We start from the raw sequence: 20,398 nt of genomic DNA on the forward strand, positions 1-20,398 counted from the left end.
CCTTAAGTATAGCAGAAAATAGGACAGAAACATAGAGGGAGAGGGGAAAATGCTTATGTAAAAATCTTGAAAAGAGCTGGAAAAATTGACCATTTTTGATATACTAGGATAGATATGAGGAGGTTTTTATGAAAAAGGTTATGATTTCACTACTGGCGGGTGCGTCCGTTCTAGCTCTGGTGGCTTGTACGCCCAAACGCTATGAACGCCAAAGCAAACCAAAGACAGCAACGTCATCATCAGTTAAAAAAGAGAAGAAAGATACAGGTCAGAAGTATTATCAAGATGTATTAGATCGCTATAAATCTTATGCGGTTGCCATTAATACTAAGGACCAAACAGCTTTACAAAATGAACTAAAGAAGATCGAAGCAACTTCAGAAGAATATGCCTATGTCTTTAACCTTCAAACACTTGGAAGCACCAATGAGTGGCAATATGCTTTTGAGGATCTTAATCGTGATGGTAATGATGAACTGCTGATTGGGGATGGCAAAACGATTGCTGCTGTGTATTATTTGAAAGATAACCAGCCAACCTTGCTCCATGTAGCCTATGTGGCTTCTGCAGGTGGCTATCGCTCTAGCTTAGATCTTTTTGACAATGGACAAATCGTCTATGCTACTTGGCAATCTGTGAATCCAGAAATGGAATTGACCCTTTATTCGCTAGGAAAAGGGGAAGCAAAGGAAGAAAAGAAAGCAACCATTCAAATTGGTGGGAAGGAAACGGCAGAACAGGCTCTTGGGATTTCAGCCAAGAAGTTGGACCTTAGTAAGCTTGACTGGAAAAAATTTGATGGTTCAGGGAATTCCAAATCAACAGCGAAAGCAGAAGAGAAAAAATCAGAAAGCTTCCAAGTACAAGTTAGCGTGGCCGATCTTCGTATTCGAAAAGAACCGTCTACCTCCGCCCCATCTGCAGGAATGATCGCAAAAGGAACTCACACCATTACGGAAACAGTAAACGCGGATGGCCATACTTGGGGCAAATTGGAATCTGGGCAAGGCTGGATCGCCCTTGACTATACAACGCGCGTGAGTGGCAATACTGAATCAGCTTCAGCGCCTGCCGCTACAAAGACTGGAATGAATCTAGAAGAAATTAAAGCTGGAAATTTCTCAAGTGTAGCGGGAGTTTGGAAAAATAAGTACGGTACGAGCATTGAGTTTGATGCGCAAGGAATTGTGAAGGTCAATGGTAGTGCTGTCAATGGTGTTCAATTTTCTGGTTTTTACTTCAAGGAAGGCAATTTACACGGAGTTAGTCGGATGCCTGGGGCAACGAATGACACGCCTATTCTTTTCATTCCTTCAAGAGAAGGTGGCAGTGAATCCATTTACTGGAGTAAGAGTGATGCTACGAATGGGAACGATTTGTACTACCGTGTGAACTGAAAAATAAGGAGACAAACATGAAAAAAATTGGAACATATTTACTAGCTGCAGCCCTCTTGCTTTCCCTAGCAGCCTGCGCCCCAAAACGCTATGAGCGTAAGCACAGTCCGGTAGGGGCTTCATCGGTCAAAAAATCATCTGACAAAGCCCAAGAAAAAGAGCAAACAGAAGAAGCTAAGTCAGATGAACATGATAAAGAAGCCATTGGGACCTTATCAAAAGCAGACCAAGCGGACATCTATTCGATTATTGAAAACAGTGCGTCTTTGACCTACTCACTTCAGGTGCAACCGACTCGTTTGCTGGAGTTGAACAATGATCACGGTGCGGTTGATGGTTACCCGCAAGACATGTTCATTGATTACTACAATACCTACACGCCAGAAACCTATAATTTACAAGATATCATTGATAAATTGAATGCTGAAGAGACATCGGACTCTATCCGTAGTCTGTCACAAGACCAGTTGATCCAACTAACAAATGAAAAGAAAGATGGCTGGATCTATTCGACAAAAGACAAGGCCTTTTACGAAATTGTAGCTGGTGGTCGTGGCGGAGCGATGCCACCGATGGAAATTCCTTCACCGGATGAATGGGTGATCAATGAAGATTCAGTTGAAGTGACCACATCGATCCAAGGGACTTCTGAACCCTACAGACGTTTTGTCTTGAAACGCAACAACAAGAACTACAAGGGTGGAACCCACAAAACACGCTTTTATGTCGACAGCACAGAATTCGTGAAATCGTAAAAATAATCAGAAGCTATATCTAGCTCTAAAATTTTTATATAGAACTTGCTGAAGAATCAAAGAAAAAGGCCCTCAAAGCCTTTTTCTTTTGGGCTTGAATATGTTAAAATAAAAGGTATACGTGCTTGGATACAAAGATGAGGATATAACATATAGATGGGCTCTTGAAATACCTATCTCATTGAGTTGGGTGGCCTTGGTATCTTGGGTAATTGAATTTTGGCCTCATTTCTTAGGAAAAAAGATCAGCTTCCTAGCACTCCTCGAGTGCGGCGTCACCTTCCTATTTTTCTACAGAAATGTTCGGCAAGCCGAACCGTCCAAAATATCTTGAGTAATTGAACCCAGCCGAAAAGCTGTGTAAAAAAGATAAACTGTCTTGTCTTCATCGAAGACTTCGCCAGTTTCCTATTTTTACTTTGCTTTTTGCGGCCTTAGTATCTTGATAGTTGAACACGGGCTAAATCCCTAGTGAAAAAGATAGATTTCCTGGTGTGCGTGGCACACTGCGTCAATCTCCTATTTTCATACGGGATTCTTCACGCCCTTTGTATCCTGATGAACTGAATTTTGGCCTCATTTCTTAGGAAAAAAGATAAGCTTCCTAGCACTCATCGAGTGCGGCGTCACCTTCCTATTTTTCTACAGAAATGTTCGGCAAGCCGAACCGTCCAAAATATCTTGATCTTTGTAGGCAAGTCGTATAATTTTATCAATCCAAAGGGGATTACAATGACAAAACAAGTGTTTCAAACGACTTTTGCGGGTCGTGAGTTGATCGTAGAGACTGGTCAGGTTGCTAAGCAAGCAAATGGCTCTGTTGTCGTGCGTTATGGTGAGTCAACTGTCTTGACTGCTGCCGTCATGTCTAAGAAGATGGCAACTGGGGATTTCTTCCCACTTCAAGTCAACTACGAAGAGAAAATGTATGCGGCTGGGAAATTTCCTGGTGGCTTTATGAAACGTGAAGGACGTCCTTCTACAGATGCGACTCTGACAGCGCGTTTGATTGACCGTCCAATCCGTCCAATGTTTGCGGAAGGTTTCCGTAACGAAGTGCAAGTTATCAACACAGTCCTTTCTTACGATGAAAATGCATCTGCCCCAATGGCAGCTATGTTTGGTTCATCCTTGGCTCTTTCTATCTCAGATATTCCGTTTGACGGACCAATCGCTGGGGTACAAGTGGGCTATGTTGACGGGGAAATCATCATCAATCCAACGCAAGAGCAAGCTGAGCGCTCTCTTCTTGAATTGACAGTAGCTGGTACCAAGCACGCTATCAACATGGTAGAGTCTGGTGCCAAAGAATTGTCGGAAGAAATCATGTTGGAAGCTCTTCTTAAAGGGCACGAAGCCGTTAAAGAATTGATTGCCTTCCAAGAAGAAATCGTTGCGGCAGTTGGGAAAGAAAAAGCAGAAGTGGAATTACTTCATGTAGATGCTGACTTGCAGGCTGAAATCATCGCAGCCTACAACAGTGACCTTCAAAAAGCGGTTCAAGTAGAAGAAAAATTGGCTCGTGAAGCTGCGACTCAAGCAGTCAAAGACCAAGTCACAGCAGTTTACGAAGAAAAATATGCCGACCACGAAGAGTTTGATCGCATTATGCGGGATGTGGCTGAAATCTTGGAACAAATGGAACATGCAGAAGTGCGCCGTTTGATTACAGAAGACAAGGTTCGTCCGGATGGTCGTAAGGTCGATGAAATCCGTCCTTTGGATGCACAAGTGGACTATCTTCCTCGTGTGCACGGTTCAGGTCTCTTTACGCGTGGACAAACGCAAGCCCTTTCTGTCTTGACCTTGGCACCAATGGGTGAAACCCAAATCATCGATGGTTTGGATCCTGAGTACAAGAAACGCTTTATGCACCACTACAACTTCCCACAATACTCTGTAGGGGAAACAGGGCGTTACGGTGCACCTGGTCGTCGTGAAATTGGTCACGGTGCTCTTGGTGAACGTGCCCTTGCCCAAGTATTGCCAAGCTTGGAAGAATTCCCATATGCCATCCGTTTGGTAGCAGAAGTATTGGAATCAAATGGTTCTTCATCTCAAGCATCTATCTGTGCGGGAACACTTGCCCTTATGGCTGGTGGTGTGCCAATCAAGGCCCCAGTAGCTGGTATTGCTATGGGTCTGATCTCAGATGGAAATAACTATACGGTATTGACAGATATCCAAGGTTTGGAAGACCACTTTGGAGACATGGACTTCAAGGTAGCTGGTACGCGTGACGGGATTACCGCCCTTCAAATGGATATCAAGATCCAAGGGATCACTGCAGAAATTTTGACTGAAGCACTTGCTCAAGCCAAGAAAGCTCGTTTTGAAATCCTTGACGTGATTGAAGCAACCATTCCAGAAGTGCGTCCAGAATTGGCACCAACTGCTCCAAAAATTGATACCATCAAGATTGATGTCGACAAGATTAAGATTGTCATCGGTAAGGGTGGAGAAACCATTGATAAGATCATCGCTGAAACAGGCGTTAAGATTGATATCGATGAAGAAGGAAACGTATCTATCTATTCTAGCGACCAAGATGCCATCAACCGTGCTAAGGAAATCATTGCTGGTTTGGTTCGTGAAGCGAAGGTGGATGAAGTCTACCATGCCAAAGTGGTTCGGATCGAGAAATTTGGTGCCTTTGTCAACCTTTTTGACAAGACGGACGCCCTCGTTCACATCTCTGAAATGGCTTGGACGCGTACCAACCGTGTCGAAGACTTGGTAGCCATCGGCGATGAAGTGGATGTGAAGATTATCAAGATTGACGAAAAAGGTCGTGTCGATGCTTCTATGAAGGCACTATTGCCACGTCCGCCAAAACCTGAACATTCAGAAGAAAAAGGTGAAAAGGGTCCTCGTCATGGCGATCGTCCTCGTCACCACAATAAAGACCACAAACCTAAAAAAGACTTTACCATTACACAAAAAGATTCAGAATAAGCATTAGAAAAGGAGGAGCACGGTATGGGATGGTGGCGTGAAACCATCAATATTGTAAAAGAAAATGACCCAGCAGCGCGTACCTCGCTGGAGGTCCTTTTGACCTATCCGGGCGTCAAAGCACTGGCAGCTCACCGTGTTTCCCACTTTTTGTGGAACCATGGCTTTAAGCTCTTGGCGCGGATGCATAGTCAATTTTGGCGTTTTTGGACTCAGATTGAGATCCATCCAGGTGCGACCATTGCTTCTGGTGTCTTTATCGACCATGGAGCGGGCCTCGTTATCGGGGAAACGGCCATTGTTGAAAAAGGAGTTATGCTCTACCACGGGGTGACCCTTGGGGGAACAGGGAAGGATGTCGGTAAACGCCATCCAACGGTTCGTGAAGGAGCCTTGGTCTCCGCTCATGCTCAGGTCATCGGTCCGATTGAGATTGGGGCCAAAGCCAAAGTAGGAGCGGGAGCGGTCGTCGTCTCCGATGTACCGAGTGATGTGACCGTTGTCGGTGTTCCTGCCAAGATTGTGCGGGTACACGGTCGAAAAGACGAACCAGTCATTCATCAAGAAGAAGAAAAACGGGAATACTACATGAACAAGCTGGAGCATGCTAAGGAAGCTAGCCATCGGTCTTCGAGCTTGTAAGGAGATCGCTACGTGATTCAATCAACCAATACATTGAATGACCACCAACTACTGGAAGTAAAGGCCCTTATTGCCATCTGTCAGAAGTATGACGGAACGTTTCGGGATCCTTATCTCTCCAATATGCTCAATTTTGATCCCGATATGCCGGCCTTTTTCCTTTATTATGAAAAAGGTGAACTTGTTGGCCTATTAACTATCTATGCGGATGACCAAGATGTGGAAGTAGCGATCCTGGTCCACCCTAATCACCGTCGTCAGGGAATTGCGCGTGCTTTGTATGGAAGTTTTGAGAAAGAAACGGCGTCTTATCCAATTGAGTCTGTGACTTTTCAGACAGAGCGTATTTTTCTAGAGAATCATCCTGATTTTGCCAGCAATTGGGGACTGGTTGAGGATGACGAAACAGAAACCTGGTTAGGACGTGATCGAACCGCTTATGCATTAGATTCCCGTTCGGATGTCGATGTGCTCTTGGCGGGACCTTCTTATCTTGAAGCCATTGCCCAGCTCCACCACCAAACCTTTTCAGATGAAGTGGAAGCACCGGAAGTGAGCCACAGATATATTTCAGAGGCCTTGAAGGATCCTGATAGTCTGCTGTACATATTACTCAAAGAAGGTCAAGTGATTGGCGTTTGTACGGTCGATGTGTCTGGAACTAGCAACTACCTTTATGGACTTGCGATTGCTGAACTTGAACGCGGAAAAGGCTACGGAAGCTATCTAGCAAAATCCCTCATCAACCAACTCATTGAGCAAAATGATAAGGCATTTCAGATTGCAGTGGAAGACAGCAATGTAGGTGCCAAACGCTTGTATGAAAAGATTGGCTTTGTCACACAGACTCAGGTGGTTTACATGAAGCCAAAAGAGTAGAAACAGAAAGGAAATGAAGCGTGTTAAAAATTTATGATACCATGTCTCGTGATCTGCGAGAATTTATCCCCATCGAGGAAGGAAAGGTCCGCATGTATGTTTGTGGTCCGACGGTTTACAACTATATCCACGTAGGGAATGCCCGCTCAACGGTGGCCTTTGACACGATTCGTCGCTACTTTGAGTATCGTGGCTACGAAGTTGCCTACATTTCCAACTTTACAGATGTGGATGATAAGATCATCAACCGTGCCAAAGAAGAAGGCATTACGCCACAGGAAGTGGCAGACAAGTATATTGCAGCTTTTCGTGAGGATGTGACGGCTCTTGGAGTGAAACCTGCAACCCGCCACCCTCGTGTGGTCGAGTTTATGGATGACATCATTCGTTTTGTCGCTGACTTGATCGAAAAAGGCTATGCCTACGAGAGCCAAGGCGATGTCTATTTCCGTGTGGAAAAATCCCACAACTATGCAAAATTAGCCAATAAAACCTTGGAAGACTTGGAGCTAGGCGCTTCTGGTCGGACAGATGAGGAAACAGCTCGCAAGGAAAATCCAGTCGACTTTGCCCTCTGGAAAGCTGCCAAACCAGGAGAGATTTCTTGGGACAGCCCTTGGGGACCTGGTCGTCCTGGCTGGCACATTGAGTGTTCGGTCATGTCGACGGGGATTTTAGGGGATACTATTGATATCCACGGTGGTGGGGCCGATCTTGAGTTTCCACACCATACTAATGAAATTGCTCAGTCTGAAGCTAAAACAGGCAAGACTTTTGCCAATTACTGGATGCACAATGGCTTTGTCAATATTGATAATGTCAAGATGTCCAAGTCCTTAGGCAACTTTATAACCGTGCATGATGCATTGAAGACTATCGACGGCCAAGTGCTTCGCTTCTTCTTTGCAACCCAGCACTACCGCAAGCCCATTAACTTCACAGAAAAAGCGGTGCGCGATGCGGAGACCAACCTCAAGTATTTGAAAAATACCTATGAGCAACCGTTCACAGGAGAAGTAGATCCAGCAGACTTGCAAGGCTTTGTGGACAAGTTTATTGCCGCTATGGATGAAGATATCAATGCGGCAAACGGAATCACTGTCGTCTTTGAATTGGCTAAATGGATCAATTCAGGTCACTACAATCAAGACGTCAAAGATGCCTTGACCAAGATGTTAGAAGTCTTTGGAGTGGTCTTTGTCGAAGAAGTCTTGGATGCGGATATTGAAGCCTTGATCGCTGAACGTCAGGAAGCGCGGGCTAAGAAAGATTTTGCGCGAGCAGATGCCATTCGCGATGAATTGGCTGCACAAGGAATCAAGCTCTTGGATACAAAAGAAGGTGTAAGGTGGACACGTGATTGATGTCAATCTAATCAATGGGATTGCCCTTGCCTTTGAGGGAGATGCGGTCTATTCCATGTATATTCGCAGACACCTGATTTTTCAAGGTATGACCAAGCCTAATAAGCTTCACCAGGCTGCCACCCGCTATGTCTCTGCTAGGGCTCAGGCCAGCTTGATTGAAAGCATGCTGGAGCAAGAAATTCTGACGGAAAAAGAGTTGGAGATCTACAAGCGCGGTCGCAATACCAATAGCCATACCAAGGCCAAAAATGCGGATGTCGTGACCTATCGCATGTCGACGGGCTTTGAGGCTGTCATGGGCTATCTCCATATGACGGGGGAGTTCTCTCGTCTAGAAGAGCTGATTGACTGGTGCATCCAGCAAGTAGAAGAAGGAAGAAAGCAGTGAAAAATATCAGAGAGTGGTTTCCTCATGCAGAGGTGACGGATCAAGCCAATCCACCAGCTGGTTATGTAGCCATTCCCCTTCAGGCTCATCAATGGCTGCTGCTGAAGGAAGAAGAGCTAACCGAGCGAGAAAAACAATTGATTTCCTGGTTGGGTGGTGAAGAAGAGGTTGCCCCTAATCCTTGGTACCAGTACCTGATCGATGGAAAGGGAGAAGCCCCTCAAGTCATCAAAAAAATGCAGCTCGTCTATTGCCACCTCTCGCATTCAACAGCAGAAGGGACGGCTTCTTGGTTAGAGATGATGCAGACACTCTTGCCCAACTTTCGGGCAGTCTTGCAACTGAGTGGACAGGACTATGTACTCATTCTAGATCAAGAGCAGTCGCTGGTTGTGGCTGATATCTTAAAAGATACCGTCTCTGCCATGGAGTATGATTTCAACATTCGCTTATCCATCATGGTCGGGCAAATATGGACTGAGTCAAAAGCTGGGAAAGTATCTCCGGTTATCCGAGCAGAACAGGCCGTCTTTCGAGCTTGGATTCGAGAAGGTCATCAAGGTGTCTATCGCTTTTCTCAACTCTATCTGTGGGGAATCGAGCAGGCAGATTTGGATCTCACTCCAATCAAGGCAAGTTTGCATCAGTTGATTGAAAGTCAAGATCAATTGCAAGACATCATTGTCGCTCTTTGGGACAATGGGGCAGTTGTAACCAAGGCCGCCCAGCAACTCTATCTCCACCGCAATTCGCTCCAATACAAGATTGACAAGTGGGAGGAGTTGACGGGTCTTCAGTTGAAAAATCTGACAGATCTAGCCCTGTGCTATCATTTGGTCTTACAAGATGTGATTTAAACGAAATAAATCCAGAGTTTTGTGCAACTTGCACAAAACTCTTTTTCTTTTTTGTGAGACTTGCCATAGATTTGTAAAACGTTTTCATTTACAATAGAACTATAAAAATCAAAGGAGTACCATCATGGTAGAATTGAATCTTAGTCACATTTATAAAAAATATCCAAATAGCGAACATTACTCAGTTGAAGACTTCAACTTGGACATCAAAGACAAAGAATTTATCGTTTTCGTAGGTCCTTCAGGATGTGGTAAATCAACGACTCTTCGTATGATCGCTGGTCTTGAAGATATCACAGAAGGTGAATGTTCAATCGATGGTACTGTTGTAAACAACGTGGCACCTAAAGACCGTGATATCGCCATGGTATTCCAAAACTACGCTCTTTACCCACACATGACTGTGTACGATAACATGGCATTTGGTTTGAAATTGCGTAAATACAGCAAGGAAGATATCGACAAACGTGTACAAGAAGCAGCTGAAATCCTTGGCTTGAAAGAATTCTTGGATCGTAAACCAGCTGACCTTTCTGGTGGTCAACGTCAACGTGTAGCCATGGGACGTGCTATTGTCCGTGATGCAAAAGTATTCTTGATGGACGAACCTTTGTCAAACTTGGATGCGAAACTTCGTGTATCCATGCGTGCTGAAATTGCGAAAATCCACCGTCGTATCGGAGCTACAACGATCTACGTAACTCACGACCAAACAGAAGCGATGACATTGGCTGACCGTATCGTTATCATGTCTGCTACTAAAAACCCAGCTGGTACAGGTACTATCGGACGTGTAGAACAAATCGGTACTCCGCAAGAAGTGTATAAGAACCCTGTGAATAAATTCGTAGCTGGATTCATCGGAAGCCCTGCCATGAACTTCATTAACGTGAAATTGGAAGGTGGACACATCGTTGCCAATGGATTGAACTTGAAAGTTCCAGAAGGTGCTTTGAAAGTCTTGAAAGAAAAAGGCTATGATGGTAAAGAATTGATCTTTGGTATCCGTCCAGAAGACGTGAATACAGAAGCTGCTTTCCTTGAAACATTCCCAGAATCAGTCGTGAAAGCAACCATCTCTGTATCTGAGTTGCTTGGTTCAGAATCTCACTTGTACTGCCAAGTTGGTGACAACGAATTCATCGCTAAAGTAGATGCACGTGACTACCTTGGAACTGGTGAAACCATCGAACTTGGATTTGACTTGAACAAAGCTCACTTCTTCGACAAAGAAACTGAAAAAACAGTATACTAATACCTACTGACACTGTAGAGACTGATACGATATGTCTCAGTCTCTTTCATTTTAAGGAGACAAAACATGGAAAAAGACTGGTGGAAGGGGAAGGTCGCTTATCAGATCTACCCAAAAAGCTTTAAAGATAGCAATGGTGATGGCGTTGGGGATTTGAAAGGAATCACGAAGAAACTCGATTACCTTCAAAACTTAGGAATTGACATTCTCTGGTTATCGCCTATTTACAAGAGTCCGTTTATTGACCAGGGCTATGATATTTCAGACTACTATGCCATTGATCCTGTTTTTGGAACTATGGAAGATATGGAGGAGCTAATTGCTGAAGGTAAGAAGCGGGGCATTTCTATCATTATGGACTTGGTGGTTAACCACTGCTCCAGTCATCACGAGTGGTTCCAAAAAGCTCTATCAGATCCAGATGGCCCTTATGCAGATTACTTTTATTTCATCGAAAGTGACAAGGAACCCAACAACTGGGAAAGTTACTTTGGAGGCAGTGTCTGGGAACCAGTTCCTGGCACCAACAAATACTATCTCCATTCTTTTCACAAGGATCAGCCAGACCTTAATTGGCAAAATCCTGTCTTGCGCGAAGAAATTTACAAGATGATCAACTGGTGGTTGGACAAGGGAATTGCGGGCTTTAGGATCGATGCTATTATCAATATCAAAAAAGATCTAGAATGGCGTTCGCTTCCGTCTGATCGCGAAAATGGCTTGGTCCCAGTACTGGAGTCTCTAGTGAATGCCCAATCGATTGAACCTTTCTTGCATGAGTTAAATGAGCGAACCTTCGCCAAGTACAATGCCTTCACAGTAGGGGAAGTGTTCAATGAAACCGACGAAGAGTTGCATTTCTTCATTGGAAAAGATGGCGTTTTCTCATCGATCTTTGATTTCAAACAAACCTGCTTAGGGCAGGAAGGAAAGGGCTGGTTTGACCATAGTCTTCCAACAGCAGATGAACTCAAGGAAAGTATTTTCCAAGCGCATGAGCGCGCGGATAGCATTGGGGTTCTCTCGACGATCATTGAAAACCACGATGAGCCTCGTGGGGTGTCCCATTATATTGTGGAAGGTCCAGTAAACGATACCAGTAAAAAAGCCCTGGGGACCATTCAGGTTTTGCGCAAGGGAATTCCGTTTATCTATCAAGGCCAAGAAATTGGGATGGAAAACCAAATCTTTGAATCAGTTGAGGACTTTGATGATATCGCGACCATCAATGGCTACCATGTGGCTAAAGAAGCTGGTTTGAGTGAGGAAGAAGCATTAGCTGCGATTGCCAAATACAGCCGGGACAATGCACGGACACCCATGCAATGGTCAGCAGAGCCAGGTCTGGGCTTTAGCGATGGGTCAGCTTGGTTGATCAGTCCCAAACCAGATGTTGCCATCAATGTGGAAGATCAGGAAAAGGATCCAGATTCTATTTTGAATTATTACCGTCAGCTGACGGCCTTGTATCGCCATCCCCTCTATGGGAATACCATCCGGTTTGGAGATATGATCCCAGCTTATCGGGACCGCGAGAATATCATTGCCTTCGAACGCCGTGGGGACAAGCGTCTCTTGGTTGTCAGCAATTTCCAAAATCGCCAGGCTACCTTGGAGTTGCCAGCTCCGATTAAAACAGTCGTTTTAAATAATACAGCAGGATTATTCCAAGAAGGAGACCAAGTGCTAGAATTAGCTCCTTACCAAACGGTTGTGTTGGAATTGGTGGAATAAGGAGAAACTTTGCATCAGTGTTAGGATTTAATGTAGAATAGTATGTTCATTAAATATTCTGGAGAACATTATAAAAGTTTTCTATACTTTAGAATCAGTCAAGTATAAACTGAAACTTTCCGCTGTGAGAAAAGTGTTTGAAACATTATTGTTTCAAACACTCGGGAGTTTTGAGACCTTAGGCTCAAAACTAAGTCATGGAACTTCGAAGAAGTTCGCTGACGTCCGTACTCACCTAAGGAAAGTTTTGAAAGATATTTTATCTCCAAAAAGAACCTTCGCGTCTGCGAAGGTTCTTTTCGTGTCATCCAAGTCTAAACCTGGAACTTACTCAACTTCTTTCTTTTTCAAGAGGAGGAAGCCTCCGCTAACGGCTAACAAGAAGCCTGAAAGAATGAAGTGTGCGGTTGTGTCTTCTCCAGTTTGTGGCAATTGTGCCTTAGCTGGACTTTCTTGGAAGCTTTGTCCTACTTGGTAAGTCAAAGCTTGCACGCTTTCTCCATTTTCCACAGTTGTTTCTTTTTGTGGAAGGAGCACTTTAGGAGTGTCCTTCTTGGCCAAGATTGGCTGTGGAGTGGTTGTTTGGTTATGAATTGGAACCACCACTTGATCTGGTTCTTTAGCTGGAACGTAATCCATCAAGCTAGCCAATTTGCTGCCAAAGATCGCATTGGTTACCCAGCGGAAGAAGTGGACAGGGTGTTGACGGTTGGTTGGATTTCCTGCATAGACAAAGAGTGGTTGTCCCATGAGTTCTCCAGAGATCGCCATGACTTTGTTGGCTAGAACATCGTTATGTGGCCACCAGCCAGCAATGTAGTAGTCGCTCGGAGCGATACTCATCAAGGTTTTGAAATGCTCTGGAACCTTTTCAATCCAGTTTCCTGAGTTGGAGTAGAAGAGGGTATTCTTCTTGTATCCGCTGGTCAATGGATCCTGATCATCAATGATCGCTTTCATCAAGCCTTCGTAGTCGCTACCGCCTTTTAATTTTTCAGCGTCAAATCCTGCAAGAACTCCCAATTTTTCCAGTTTCTGCATGGCTTCCCCGCCGATGACGAGAGTTGGTTTCTTACCAAATATGGAAGCATCAAAGCGGTTGCTTTCCAAAATAACAACATCCGCTTCTTCTGGCGTATTGACGATTTGGAAGCCTAATTTTTCAAGGACCAGACTAGTATGAGCAGGCGCATCGACTCCAGCCCAATTATAGTGGTAGTTTGGAGAGTAGACCTTCATCGGTTTCAAGGTTGGTCCGCTTGGTACCTTGTAGAGGGCATCCCCATAAATGGCATAGTTTGGCAGGAGCGAAGCAAAGGTATCGCGGTCAACGATGTAGCCATCGTCTGTTAGGTAGACGGATTTTCCTTGTGCAATAGCCTGGTTAACCGCTTTAACGGCACTGGCTGAGGTATTTGCGATCACATAGTAAGGAGCTTTTGGATCGATCTCAGAAGTACGAGTCGCACGGGTAGTGGTGACTTCCCCTAATTTTCCATTGAAAAGACCATCCGCAAAGACAGGTTCGGACTTGAACCCTCTCATATCTGGGAAGTTAACCAGCAATTCTGCGTACATCGCAGCCCAGGCAGATTCGTTGGAGCCCTTGTAGAGAATATGGTTGGCATAGCCCCGTTTGGCTTGGGCCATGTCAATGACTAAGTCCCCTTTTTTATAGTTGCCAATATCTTCTTTGAGTTCCTTAACGAGGACACCATTGCGTTTGAAGTAGTCGATCATATTGAAGGCTTCTTGGGCATCGTTGTCTTTGTCGAGGCTCATTGGGATGACGTAGTAGTCTGGGAAGAATTTCGGACGACTGTTTTTCACACGTCCAACGATTTCCCCATTTGGGCCAACCAGTTCATTTTCGGCTTTTGGATCTTCGGTTCTATTGAGACCACGCAGGTAGAAGTTGAGACGCATCTCAAGGAGACGGTCCGGATCTTGGTTAAGGAAGTCAATTCCTCCTAGGACAGCATTGCGACCTGCTTTGTAGGATTCTTCATTTCCTTCTGGAATTTCAATGGTATGACCTAAGATACCATGGTAGACAGCATAAACCCCTGTATAGCCAGAGAAGGAGTCATCCCAGCCATCGCCCCAATCCAGTTTTGGAATGATGTAACTATTGTATTTAGAATTGGCAACTCCTGCCCGTCCCATATGATGGGCATTTTCTAGCATCAGGTCTGACAGAAGATCGTATTCGAAGTTCGGATCATGTGGTGGCGTTGCAGGTTCGATCAAGAATTCTTTGATAAAACCGTGTAAGTCGTAGAGAGCGATCGGATTCCATTTGTTGATCATTTGGATAACCGTGCGAACTTCAGGGTTGGTTTGGTAGCTGGCATCCCGGTTTGGATCGAGCCCGTTTGCTAGGGCCCGCAGGTTGAGAGCATCCCCATCTGGGTTTTCCGTGAAGTCAAATAAGAAAATGAATTTATTGAGCAAGCTTGGAATATCTAGCGTGACTGTTTTAGCATTTCCAGCTTCATCTGTGGTGTTAAAGGTCACCTTTTCCTTGGTCGCAAAGGTATTGAAGAGGCCTGTGATGATATCAATGCCTGGCTGTTCATCCGCGTGGGTGTTGTGGACTAAGACAGGTAATTTGTAATCCAAGGTCTTGTCTTTTAGTGCGGCCAGCATTTCGCTTGGCTTAGTCAAAGCTGTAGGGTTGGTACTAGACAGGTAGTGATCGATGCTGGCTTGGTCCTTGCTCACGATCCCCATCTTCATATCCCGGCCTTGGGCACTCTTGCCAAGGGTTTCCAGCTGCACTAAACGATCGGGTTTCGCTTCTTCCTTGGATTTTTCGATAGCAGCTAGCATCTCTTCATGTGTATGGTAGTCTTGGTAAGGTCGAAAAACAAGAGTTTTATTGATGGTCACACCCAAGTCTGCATTGGTTCCGACCAGCTCATGATTGCCGATGTAGTTGCGATAAGTCCGGCGGATATTATTTGGGCTCCGAAGGCTAAGATCTTCACCAAAGAGATCCTGCACGTCGATGTGGAGATCCAGATCATTTCCGTTTGCGGTCTCTGTGATGGTAAGGAATGGATCCTTGCTTAGTGTTCCTGTCTCCATATCCCAAGTTTTCCACTCAGAGAGAGGCTTATTGTCTAAGGTCCAGTTGATCTTGCCAGCAGCTTGAGCTTTTTCTTGGACTTTGTCATCAATCGTACTCTTTTCAGAGAGATAAATGGTGCTATCAGCCAATCGTGTCGCTTGGTCAGCGGTCGTTGTCGCACGGGTAGTGCTTGGACTAGCGGTTGGCGCAACTTCTGTAGTAGAAGCCACATCAGAAGTCGCTGTTGCTTCTGCAGAAGTGGCAGGGGCTGCGGTGTCTCCTTTTTCAGCTGTAGCAGGACTGGCAGTCTCAGCTGTCACAGCTTGCTCAGTAGCGGGTGCCGCTTCAAGGACCGTACTTGGCTCTGTTTGAGGCGCTTCTAAGCTATCGGCTGATACTTGGCCATGACCGATGACAGAAAGCAAGACAGCAGCTGAGAGGCTGAGTGTCGTAGTGTACAAATGTTTCTTATACGAAGACTTCATATAGAAGACCCTCCTTAAAAAGTTATTTTCCTACTCCAGTATACCATTTTAGGAAAGCGTTTTCAACATTTCCCGCAATAAAGAAGCCTTTGCATTTCGCAAGGGCTTCTCTGTCTATTCTGTCTCCTGATGAAATTGTTGGTAAAAATCAACCTTGACCTGAATGAAGGTTTCTAAATCTCTTAACAATTGGAGCAAGGTGGCGCGTGTTTCAAATTCTTCCCGGGTCTTGGGCAAGGGCCGTTCGCGGAAGATCGCCAAATACTGAGTAATATCATCTAGAAGATTTTGGGCAGGATTTTCCTGACTTAACTGTTGCGCAGTCTTCTTAAAAAGTTGAGCCAAGATCATACTTTCACTCGCTGCTAACTGACAGCGGTTGACGTTTTCTGCCATATCCCGCAGGATATCGTTTTGGCGCTTGCGCATTTCGAAGTAGTGAATGTGGTAGTTGGTTTGGTGAAAAAGGTGGTTAGAATGATCCAGATAGACCAGATTTAAAGCGTCCTTTAGGATACTATCCAATTCCTTGATCAAGCGGGCATCGTTGCGACCATCCCCTTTACCAAGTAATTCCGCAAAACGGGCAAGAATCTTCTTTAGTTGGTCTTCGACAACATCATGATAGTGATCGATCGCTGCCTGGTGAGAGGGCATATAGAGATTGGCTAGTAAGGCAAAGCTGGTTCCTATTAAAAAGAGGGCAAGTTCATTGAGCAAGAGCCCCCAGGAAGTAGACTGCTCAATCAAGAGATGGGTGACGAGGACCGTACTAGGGGTGATGCCGATCTGCCAGCCCATTAGAAAGGCGCATGGAACATAGAGAGCGATAAAGACTCCCAGTGCCCAAAGGTTGAAGCCAAAAAAGGAAAAAGCGAGACTTCCGATCACAAGGGCCAGCAAAGTCGACATAAAACGCTGATAGGCTTGCTTGATCGTACTGCGACGCGTATCAGAGATACTCAAGATGGCAATGACGCCAGCTGAGATGGCATAGGTCAAGCCCAGAGCATAAGCAAGGGCAGCTGCTAAACAGGTGGCCAAGGTGAGCTTGATGGTTCGTTGAAAAAGAGGCATGGCTTCCTTTCTATTTTGCTGGTTTCGCTGAGATAGATTTCATTTCATTATATCATGAATTGGCCTCATCCTCCTTTCTTGTGGTATACTAGTTCTATGGAAAATAACGATATCGTATACGGTGTCCATGCAGTCACCGAGGCTTTACAAGCCAATACAGGCAATAAATTATATATTCAAGAAGACCTCCGAGGAAAAAATGTCGATAAGATCAAGACCTTAGCAGCTGAAAAGAAGGTGTCGATTTCTTGGACGCCAAAGAAAACCCTGCAGGAAATGACAGAAGGAGCTGTTCACCAAGGCTTCGTTCTTCGTGTGGCAGCCTTTGCTTACACAGACTTGGCAGCGATTCTGAAACAGACAGCCCAAGAAGAGAACCCGCTTTTGTTGATTCTCGATGGTTTAACAGATCCGCACAATCTTGGATCTATCCTACGGACAGCTGATGCGACCAATGTATCAGGAGTCATCATTCCTAAGCACCGGGCAGTCGGGGTAACCCCAGTGGTTTCTAAAACTTCTACCGGAGCAGTGGAACACATTCCCATTGCGCGTGTGACCAATCTTAGCCAAACCTTAGACAAGCTAAAGGAAGAGGGTTTCTGGGTCTTTGGAACCGACATGAACGGCACGCCATCGCACCAGTGGAATACGGCAGGCAAGTTAGCCTTGATCATTGGCAATGAAGGAAAAGGAATCTCAGCCAACATCAAAAAGCAAGTCGATGAGATGATTACCATTCCCATGAATGGTCATGTGCAAAGCCTCAATGCCAGTGTGGCAGCAGCCATCCTTATGTATGAGGTCTTTCGCAATCGACTATAATCCTAGAAAGGCAATGATATGAAACGAAAAATCTTATTGGTTGACGGCTATAATATGATTGCCTTTTGGCAGGAGACCCGCCAGCTCTTTCAAAAAAGTGAGCTCGATGCAGCCCGCAACATCCTCCTGCAAAAACTGAGCCACTATGCTAGCTTTGAAGGGATCGAAGTCATCTGTGTCTTTGATGCCCAGTATATGCCAGGAGTGCGGCAGACCTATGAGGAGTTCAATGTTCAGGTGGTCTTTACCGGTGAGGATGAGACGGCAGATGACTATATCGAGCGCTTGGCGGCAGAGCTTAATACGCCCCTCCACCAAGTTTCGGTAGCGACCAGTGACTTAAATGAGCAATGGACCGTATTTGCTCAAGGAGCTCTTCGGGTATCTGCCAGAGAGTTAGAAAAACGGGTCGCAGTCGTCAAAGGAAACCTCAACCAGGCGCAGCGAGTGGTCAACGATCAAAAACCACCCATGCGACCACTCGATCACGAAGTATTGCGACAATTACAAGAAATGATGGGAGACAAGTAATGACATTTGCTATTTTAACCGATTCGACCGCAGATTTGGACCAAAACTGGGCCAAGGAACACCAGGTAACCATTCTGGGTTTGACCATTGAGTTAGATGGGACGGTTTACCAGACAGTAGGAGAAGGTCAATTGACCAGCCCTGAGCTTTTAGAAGCCATGAAAAATGGAGCCAAACCGACAACCAGTCAGGTCAATGTGGGCCAATTTCAGGAGACCTTTAAGCACTTTGCAAAAGATGGAAAAGCTGTACTTTATGTAGCCTTTTCATCGGTCTTATCTGGGACCTATCAGAGTGCAGTCATGGCACGAGACCTGGTTTTAGAAGACTACCCGGAAGCCGTGATCGAGATTGTCGATCCGAAGGCTGCTGGGATTGGAGAGGGCTACCTGGTCATGCGGGCAGTAGCAGCGCGCGATGCGGGTCGCTCATTAGCAGAAGCCAAAGAAGAGATCATGGCTCTAGCTCCAAAACTGCGGACCTATTTCCTCGTCGATGATCTCTACCACCTCATGCGTGGTGGTCGCCTCTCAAAGAGCGCTGCGATCATGGGAAGTCTAGCCAGCATCAAGCCCATTCTCTGGATTGATGCAGAAGGGAAATTAGTGCCCATTACGAAAGTTCGTGGACGCAAAAAAGCCGTCCGAGAATTACTGGAGTTGATCAAAACCGATATCGGTGAAAGCACAGCCTTGGTCTCTTATACAAACGATCTAGAAGGAGCCGAAGCGTTGAAGGCAGAAATGCTTGCGCTTGAAGGCATCGACGAAGTCCTTGTAACGCCCCTTGGACCAGTCATCTCCGCCCACGTCGGCCCAAATTCCTTGATCGGATTTGTCATAGGAAAAGAAAATCGCAAATAATTTTCCAAATCGGTTGACTTTTATCTTAGAATTTTGATACAATAGTAGGCGGTATTGTTTACCCCATTTGTAAGGCCCCGGAACCTTTCAAATACCCTGCGGACCGGAACATCCGCCCTGTAAACAAAAACGACATTCATATAGGAGAAATCATGAACAAAACTACATTCATGGCTAAACCAGGCCAAGTAGAACGCAAATGGTACGTTGTTGACGCAACTGATGTACCTCTTGGACGCCTTTCAGCAGTTGTTGCAAGCGTGCTTCGCGGAAAAAACAAACCAACATTCACACCTCACACTGATACAGGTGACTTCGTAATCGTTATCAATGCTGAAAAAGTTAAATTGACTGGTAAAAAAGCAACTGATAAGATCTACTACACTCACTCAAACCACCCAGGTGGATTGAAATCAATCTCTGCTGGTGAACTTCGTTCTAAAAATGCAGTACGTTTGATCGAGAAATCAGTTAAAGGTATGCTTCCACACAATACTCTTGGCCGCGCTCAAGGTATGAAATTGAAAGTATTCGTTGGAGCTGAGCACACTCACGCTGCCCAACAACCAGAAGTTCTTGATATTTCAGGACTTATCTAAGGAAAGGAACAATAAAGTATGTCACAAGCACAATATGCAGGTACTGGACGTCGTAAAAACGCTGTTGCACGCGTTCGCCTTGTTCCAGGAACTGGTAAAATCACTGTTAACAAAAAAGATGTTGAAGAGTACATCCCACACGCTGACCTTCGTCTTGTAATCAACCAACCATTCGCAGTTACTTCAACTGCAGGTTCATACGACGTTTTCGTTAACGTTGTAGGTGGTGGATACGCAGGTCAAGCAGGAGCTATCCGTCATGGTATTGCTCGTGCCCTTCTTCAAGTAGACCCAGACTTCCGCGATTCATTGAAACGCGCAGGACTTCTTACACGTGACTCACGTAAAGTTGAACGTAAGAAACCAGGTCTTAAGAAAGCTCGTAAAGCATCACAATTCTCAAAACGTTAATCAATACGATTATATCAACGTTTCGAAACACTTCATGGTTCACACCATGGAGTGTTTTTTTGATGATTTTTAGCAAAATTCACACCACTTTTCACACCAAATTCACACCATTACTTTTTAAGATTACGAAAGGCAATTTCTCCAACAGCCATTGGGATTACGTTTGAAGTGTTCACATAAGTCTTAGTTGTAATCGTATCACTATGAGTGAGTGCTTCAGAAATAGCCTCCATAGAGGTTCCAGCCTGTTTAGCGAGTGTAGCTCCTGTATGTCGTAATTTATGAGGGGTTGCATGTGCGAGTTC

18 protein-coding genes are annotated in these 20,398 nt (G+C 45.1%); 15 read left to right on the top strand and 3 right to left on the bottom strand.

All coding sequences use genetic code 11. From position 1 onward, the window contains the following. Positions 1-128 precede the first annotated feature (128 nt). From I2E70_RS05990 to I2E70_RS06035, 10 genes are all read left to right on the top strand, one after another. The gene (locus tag I2E70_RS05990) at positions 129-1,397 is read left to right on the top strand and encodes a DUF6287 domain-containing protein (RefSeq protein WP_195423955.1); all 1,269 of its coding nucleotides are present in this window, start codon (positions 129-131) and stop codon (positions 1,395-1,397) included. 17 nt (positions 1,398-1,414) lie between these two features. Then, entirely contained in the window at positions 1,415-2,152 is a 738-nt protein-coding gene (locus I2E70_RS05995; RefSeq protein ID WP_049475177.1) for a hypothetical protein, read from the top strand. Positions 2,153-2,884: 732 nt separating this feature from the next. Beyond that, positions 2,885-5,107, top strand: coding sequence for a polyribonucleotide nucleotidyltransferase (gene pnp, locus I2E70_RS06000; protein ID WP_021154408.1), 2,223 nt, complete (start codon positions 2,885-2,887; stop codon positions 5,105-5,107). A 24-nt stretch (positions 5,108-5,131) separates the two neighbouring features. Then, positions 5,132-5,749, top strand: coding sequence for a serine O-acetyltransferase (gene cysE, locus I2E70_RS06005; protein WP_195423957.1), 618 nt, complete (start codon positions 5,132-5,134; stop codon positions 5,747-5,749). A 12-nt stretch (positions 5,750-5,761) separates the two neighbouring features. Continuing rightward, on the top strand, positions 5,762-6,628 hold the full coding sequence (locus I2E70_RS06010; RefSeq protein WP_195423960.1) for a GNAT family N-acetyltransferase: 867 nt from the start codon (positions 5,762-5,764) through the stop codon (positions 6,626-6,628). A gap of 20 nt (positions 6,629-6,648) precedes the next feature. Continuing rightward, positions 6,649-7,992, top strand: coding sequence for a cysteine--tRNA ligase (cysS, locus tag I2E70_RS06015; protein ID WP_049483812.1), 1,344 nt, complete (start codon positions 6,649-6,651; stop codon positions 7,990-7,992). Then, entirely contained in the window at positions 7,985-8,383 is a 399-nt protein-coding gene (locus I2E70_RS06020; protein WP_049475172.1) for a Mini-ribonuclease 3, read from the top strand. Before cysS ends, I2E70_RS06020 begins: the two co-directional genes overlap by 8 nt. Then, on the top strand, positions 8,380-9,240 hold the full coding sequence (locus I2E70_RS06025) for a helix-turn-helix domain-containing protein (RefSeq protein WP_070674832.1): 861 nt from the start codon (positions 8,380-8,382) through the stop codon (positions 9,238-9,240). The genes I2E70_RS06020 and I2E70_RS06025 overlap by 4 nt, the downstream gene beginning before the upstream one ends. 124 nt (positions 9,241-9,364) lie before the next feature. Next, the gene (locus I2E70_RS06030) at positions 9,365-10,495 is read left to right on the top strand and encodes an ABC transporter ATP-binding protein (protein ID WP_003010064.1); all 1,131 of its coding nucleotides are present in this window, start codon (positions 9,365-9,367) and stop codon (positions 10,493-10,495) included. Positions 10,496-10,561: 66 nt separating this feature from the next. Continuing rightward, positions 10,562-12,229 carry an alpha-glucosidase gene (locus I2E70_RS06035; RefSeq protein WP_195423963.1) on the top strand — a complete coding sequence of 556 codons (1,668 nt, stop codon included), beginning with the start codon at positions 10,562-10,564 and terminating at the stop codon, positions 12,227-12,229. A gap of 327 nt (positions 12,230-12,556) precedes the next feature. Here I2E70_RS06035 and I2E70_RS06040 read toward each other — a convergent pair whose 3' ends face one another. Beyond that, a complete protein-coding gene (locus tag I2E70_RS06040) occupies positions 12,557-15,787 on the bottom strand; it encodes an LPXTG-anchored zinc carboxypeptidase (protein ID WP_195423966.1) in 3,231 nt (1,076 codons plus the stop codon). A 114-nt stretch (positions 15,788-15,901) separates the two neighbouring features. Continuing rightward, positions 15,902-16,864, bottom strand: coding sequence for an aromatic acid exporter family protein (locus I2E70_RS06045; RefSeq protein WP_125334922.1), 963 nt, complete (start codon positions 16,862-16,864; stop codon positions 15,902-15,904). Between the two features lie 96 nt (positions 16,865-16,960). On the opposite strand from I2E70_RS06045, the gene rlmB reads away from it, so the two are divergent. The 5 genes from rlmB to rpsI all read left to right on the top strand — a co-directional run bounded on the left by rlmB (position 16,961) and on the right by rpsI (position 20,093). Further along, entirely contained in the window at positions 16,961-17,689 is a 729-nt protein-coding gene (gene rlmB / locus I2E70_RS06050) for a 23S rRNA (guanosine(2251)-2'-O)-methyltransferase RlmB (protein WP_031576142.1), read from the top strand. Between the two features lie 18 nt (positions 17,690-17,707). Next, positions 17,708-18,220: an NYN domain-containing protein gene (locus tag I2E70_RS06055; RefSeq protein WP_003004212.1), complete on the top strand. Its 513-nt coding sequence runs from the start codon at positions 17,708-17,710 to the stop codon at positions 18,218-18,220. Beyond that, complete coding sequence (locus tag I2E70_RS06060; protein WP_195423971.1) at positions 18,220-19,083, top strand: DegV family protein; 864 nt, start codon at positions 18,220-18,222, stop codon at positions 19,081-19,083. Before I2E70_RS06055 ends, I2E70_RS06060 begins: the two co-directional genes overlap by 1 nt. 152 nt (positions 19,084-19,235) lie before the next feature. Continuing rightward, on the top strand, positions 19,236-19,682 hold the full coding sequence (gene rplM / locus I2E70_RS06065; protein ID WP_002876943.1) for a 50S ribosomal protein L13: 447 nt from the start codon (positions 19,236-19,238) through the stop codon (positions 19,680-19,682). A gap of 18 nt (positions 19,683-19,700) precedes the next feature. Then, positions 19,701-20,093 (top strand): 30S ribosomal protein S9, encoded by a 393-nt coding sequence (gene rpsI, locus I2E70_RS06070; RefSeq protein WP_002893764.1) that lies wholly within the window; start codon positions 19,701-19,703, stop codon positions 20,091-20,093. A gap of 110 nt (positions 20,094-20,203) precedes the next feature. Here rpsI and I2E70_RS06075 read toward each other — a convergent pair. Further along, positions 20,204-20,398 (bottom strand): tyrosine-type recombinase/integrase (locus tag I2E70_RS06075; RefSeq protein WP_195423973.1); only part of this gene is annotated, 195 nt, incomplete at its 5' end.

This window comes from Streptococcus parasanguinis, from assembly GCF_015556095.1.
Lineage (GTDB): Bacteria > Bacillota > Bacilli > Lactobacillales > Streptococcaceae > Streptococcus > Streptococcus parasanguinis_Q.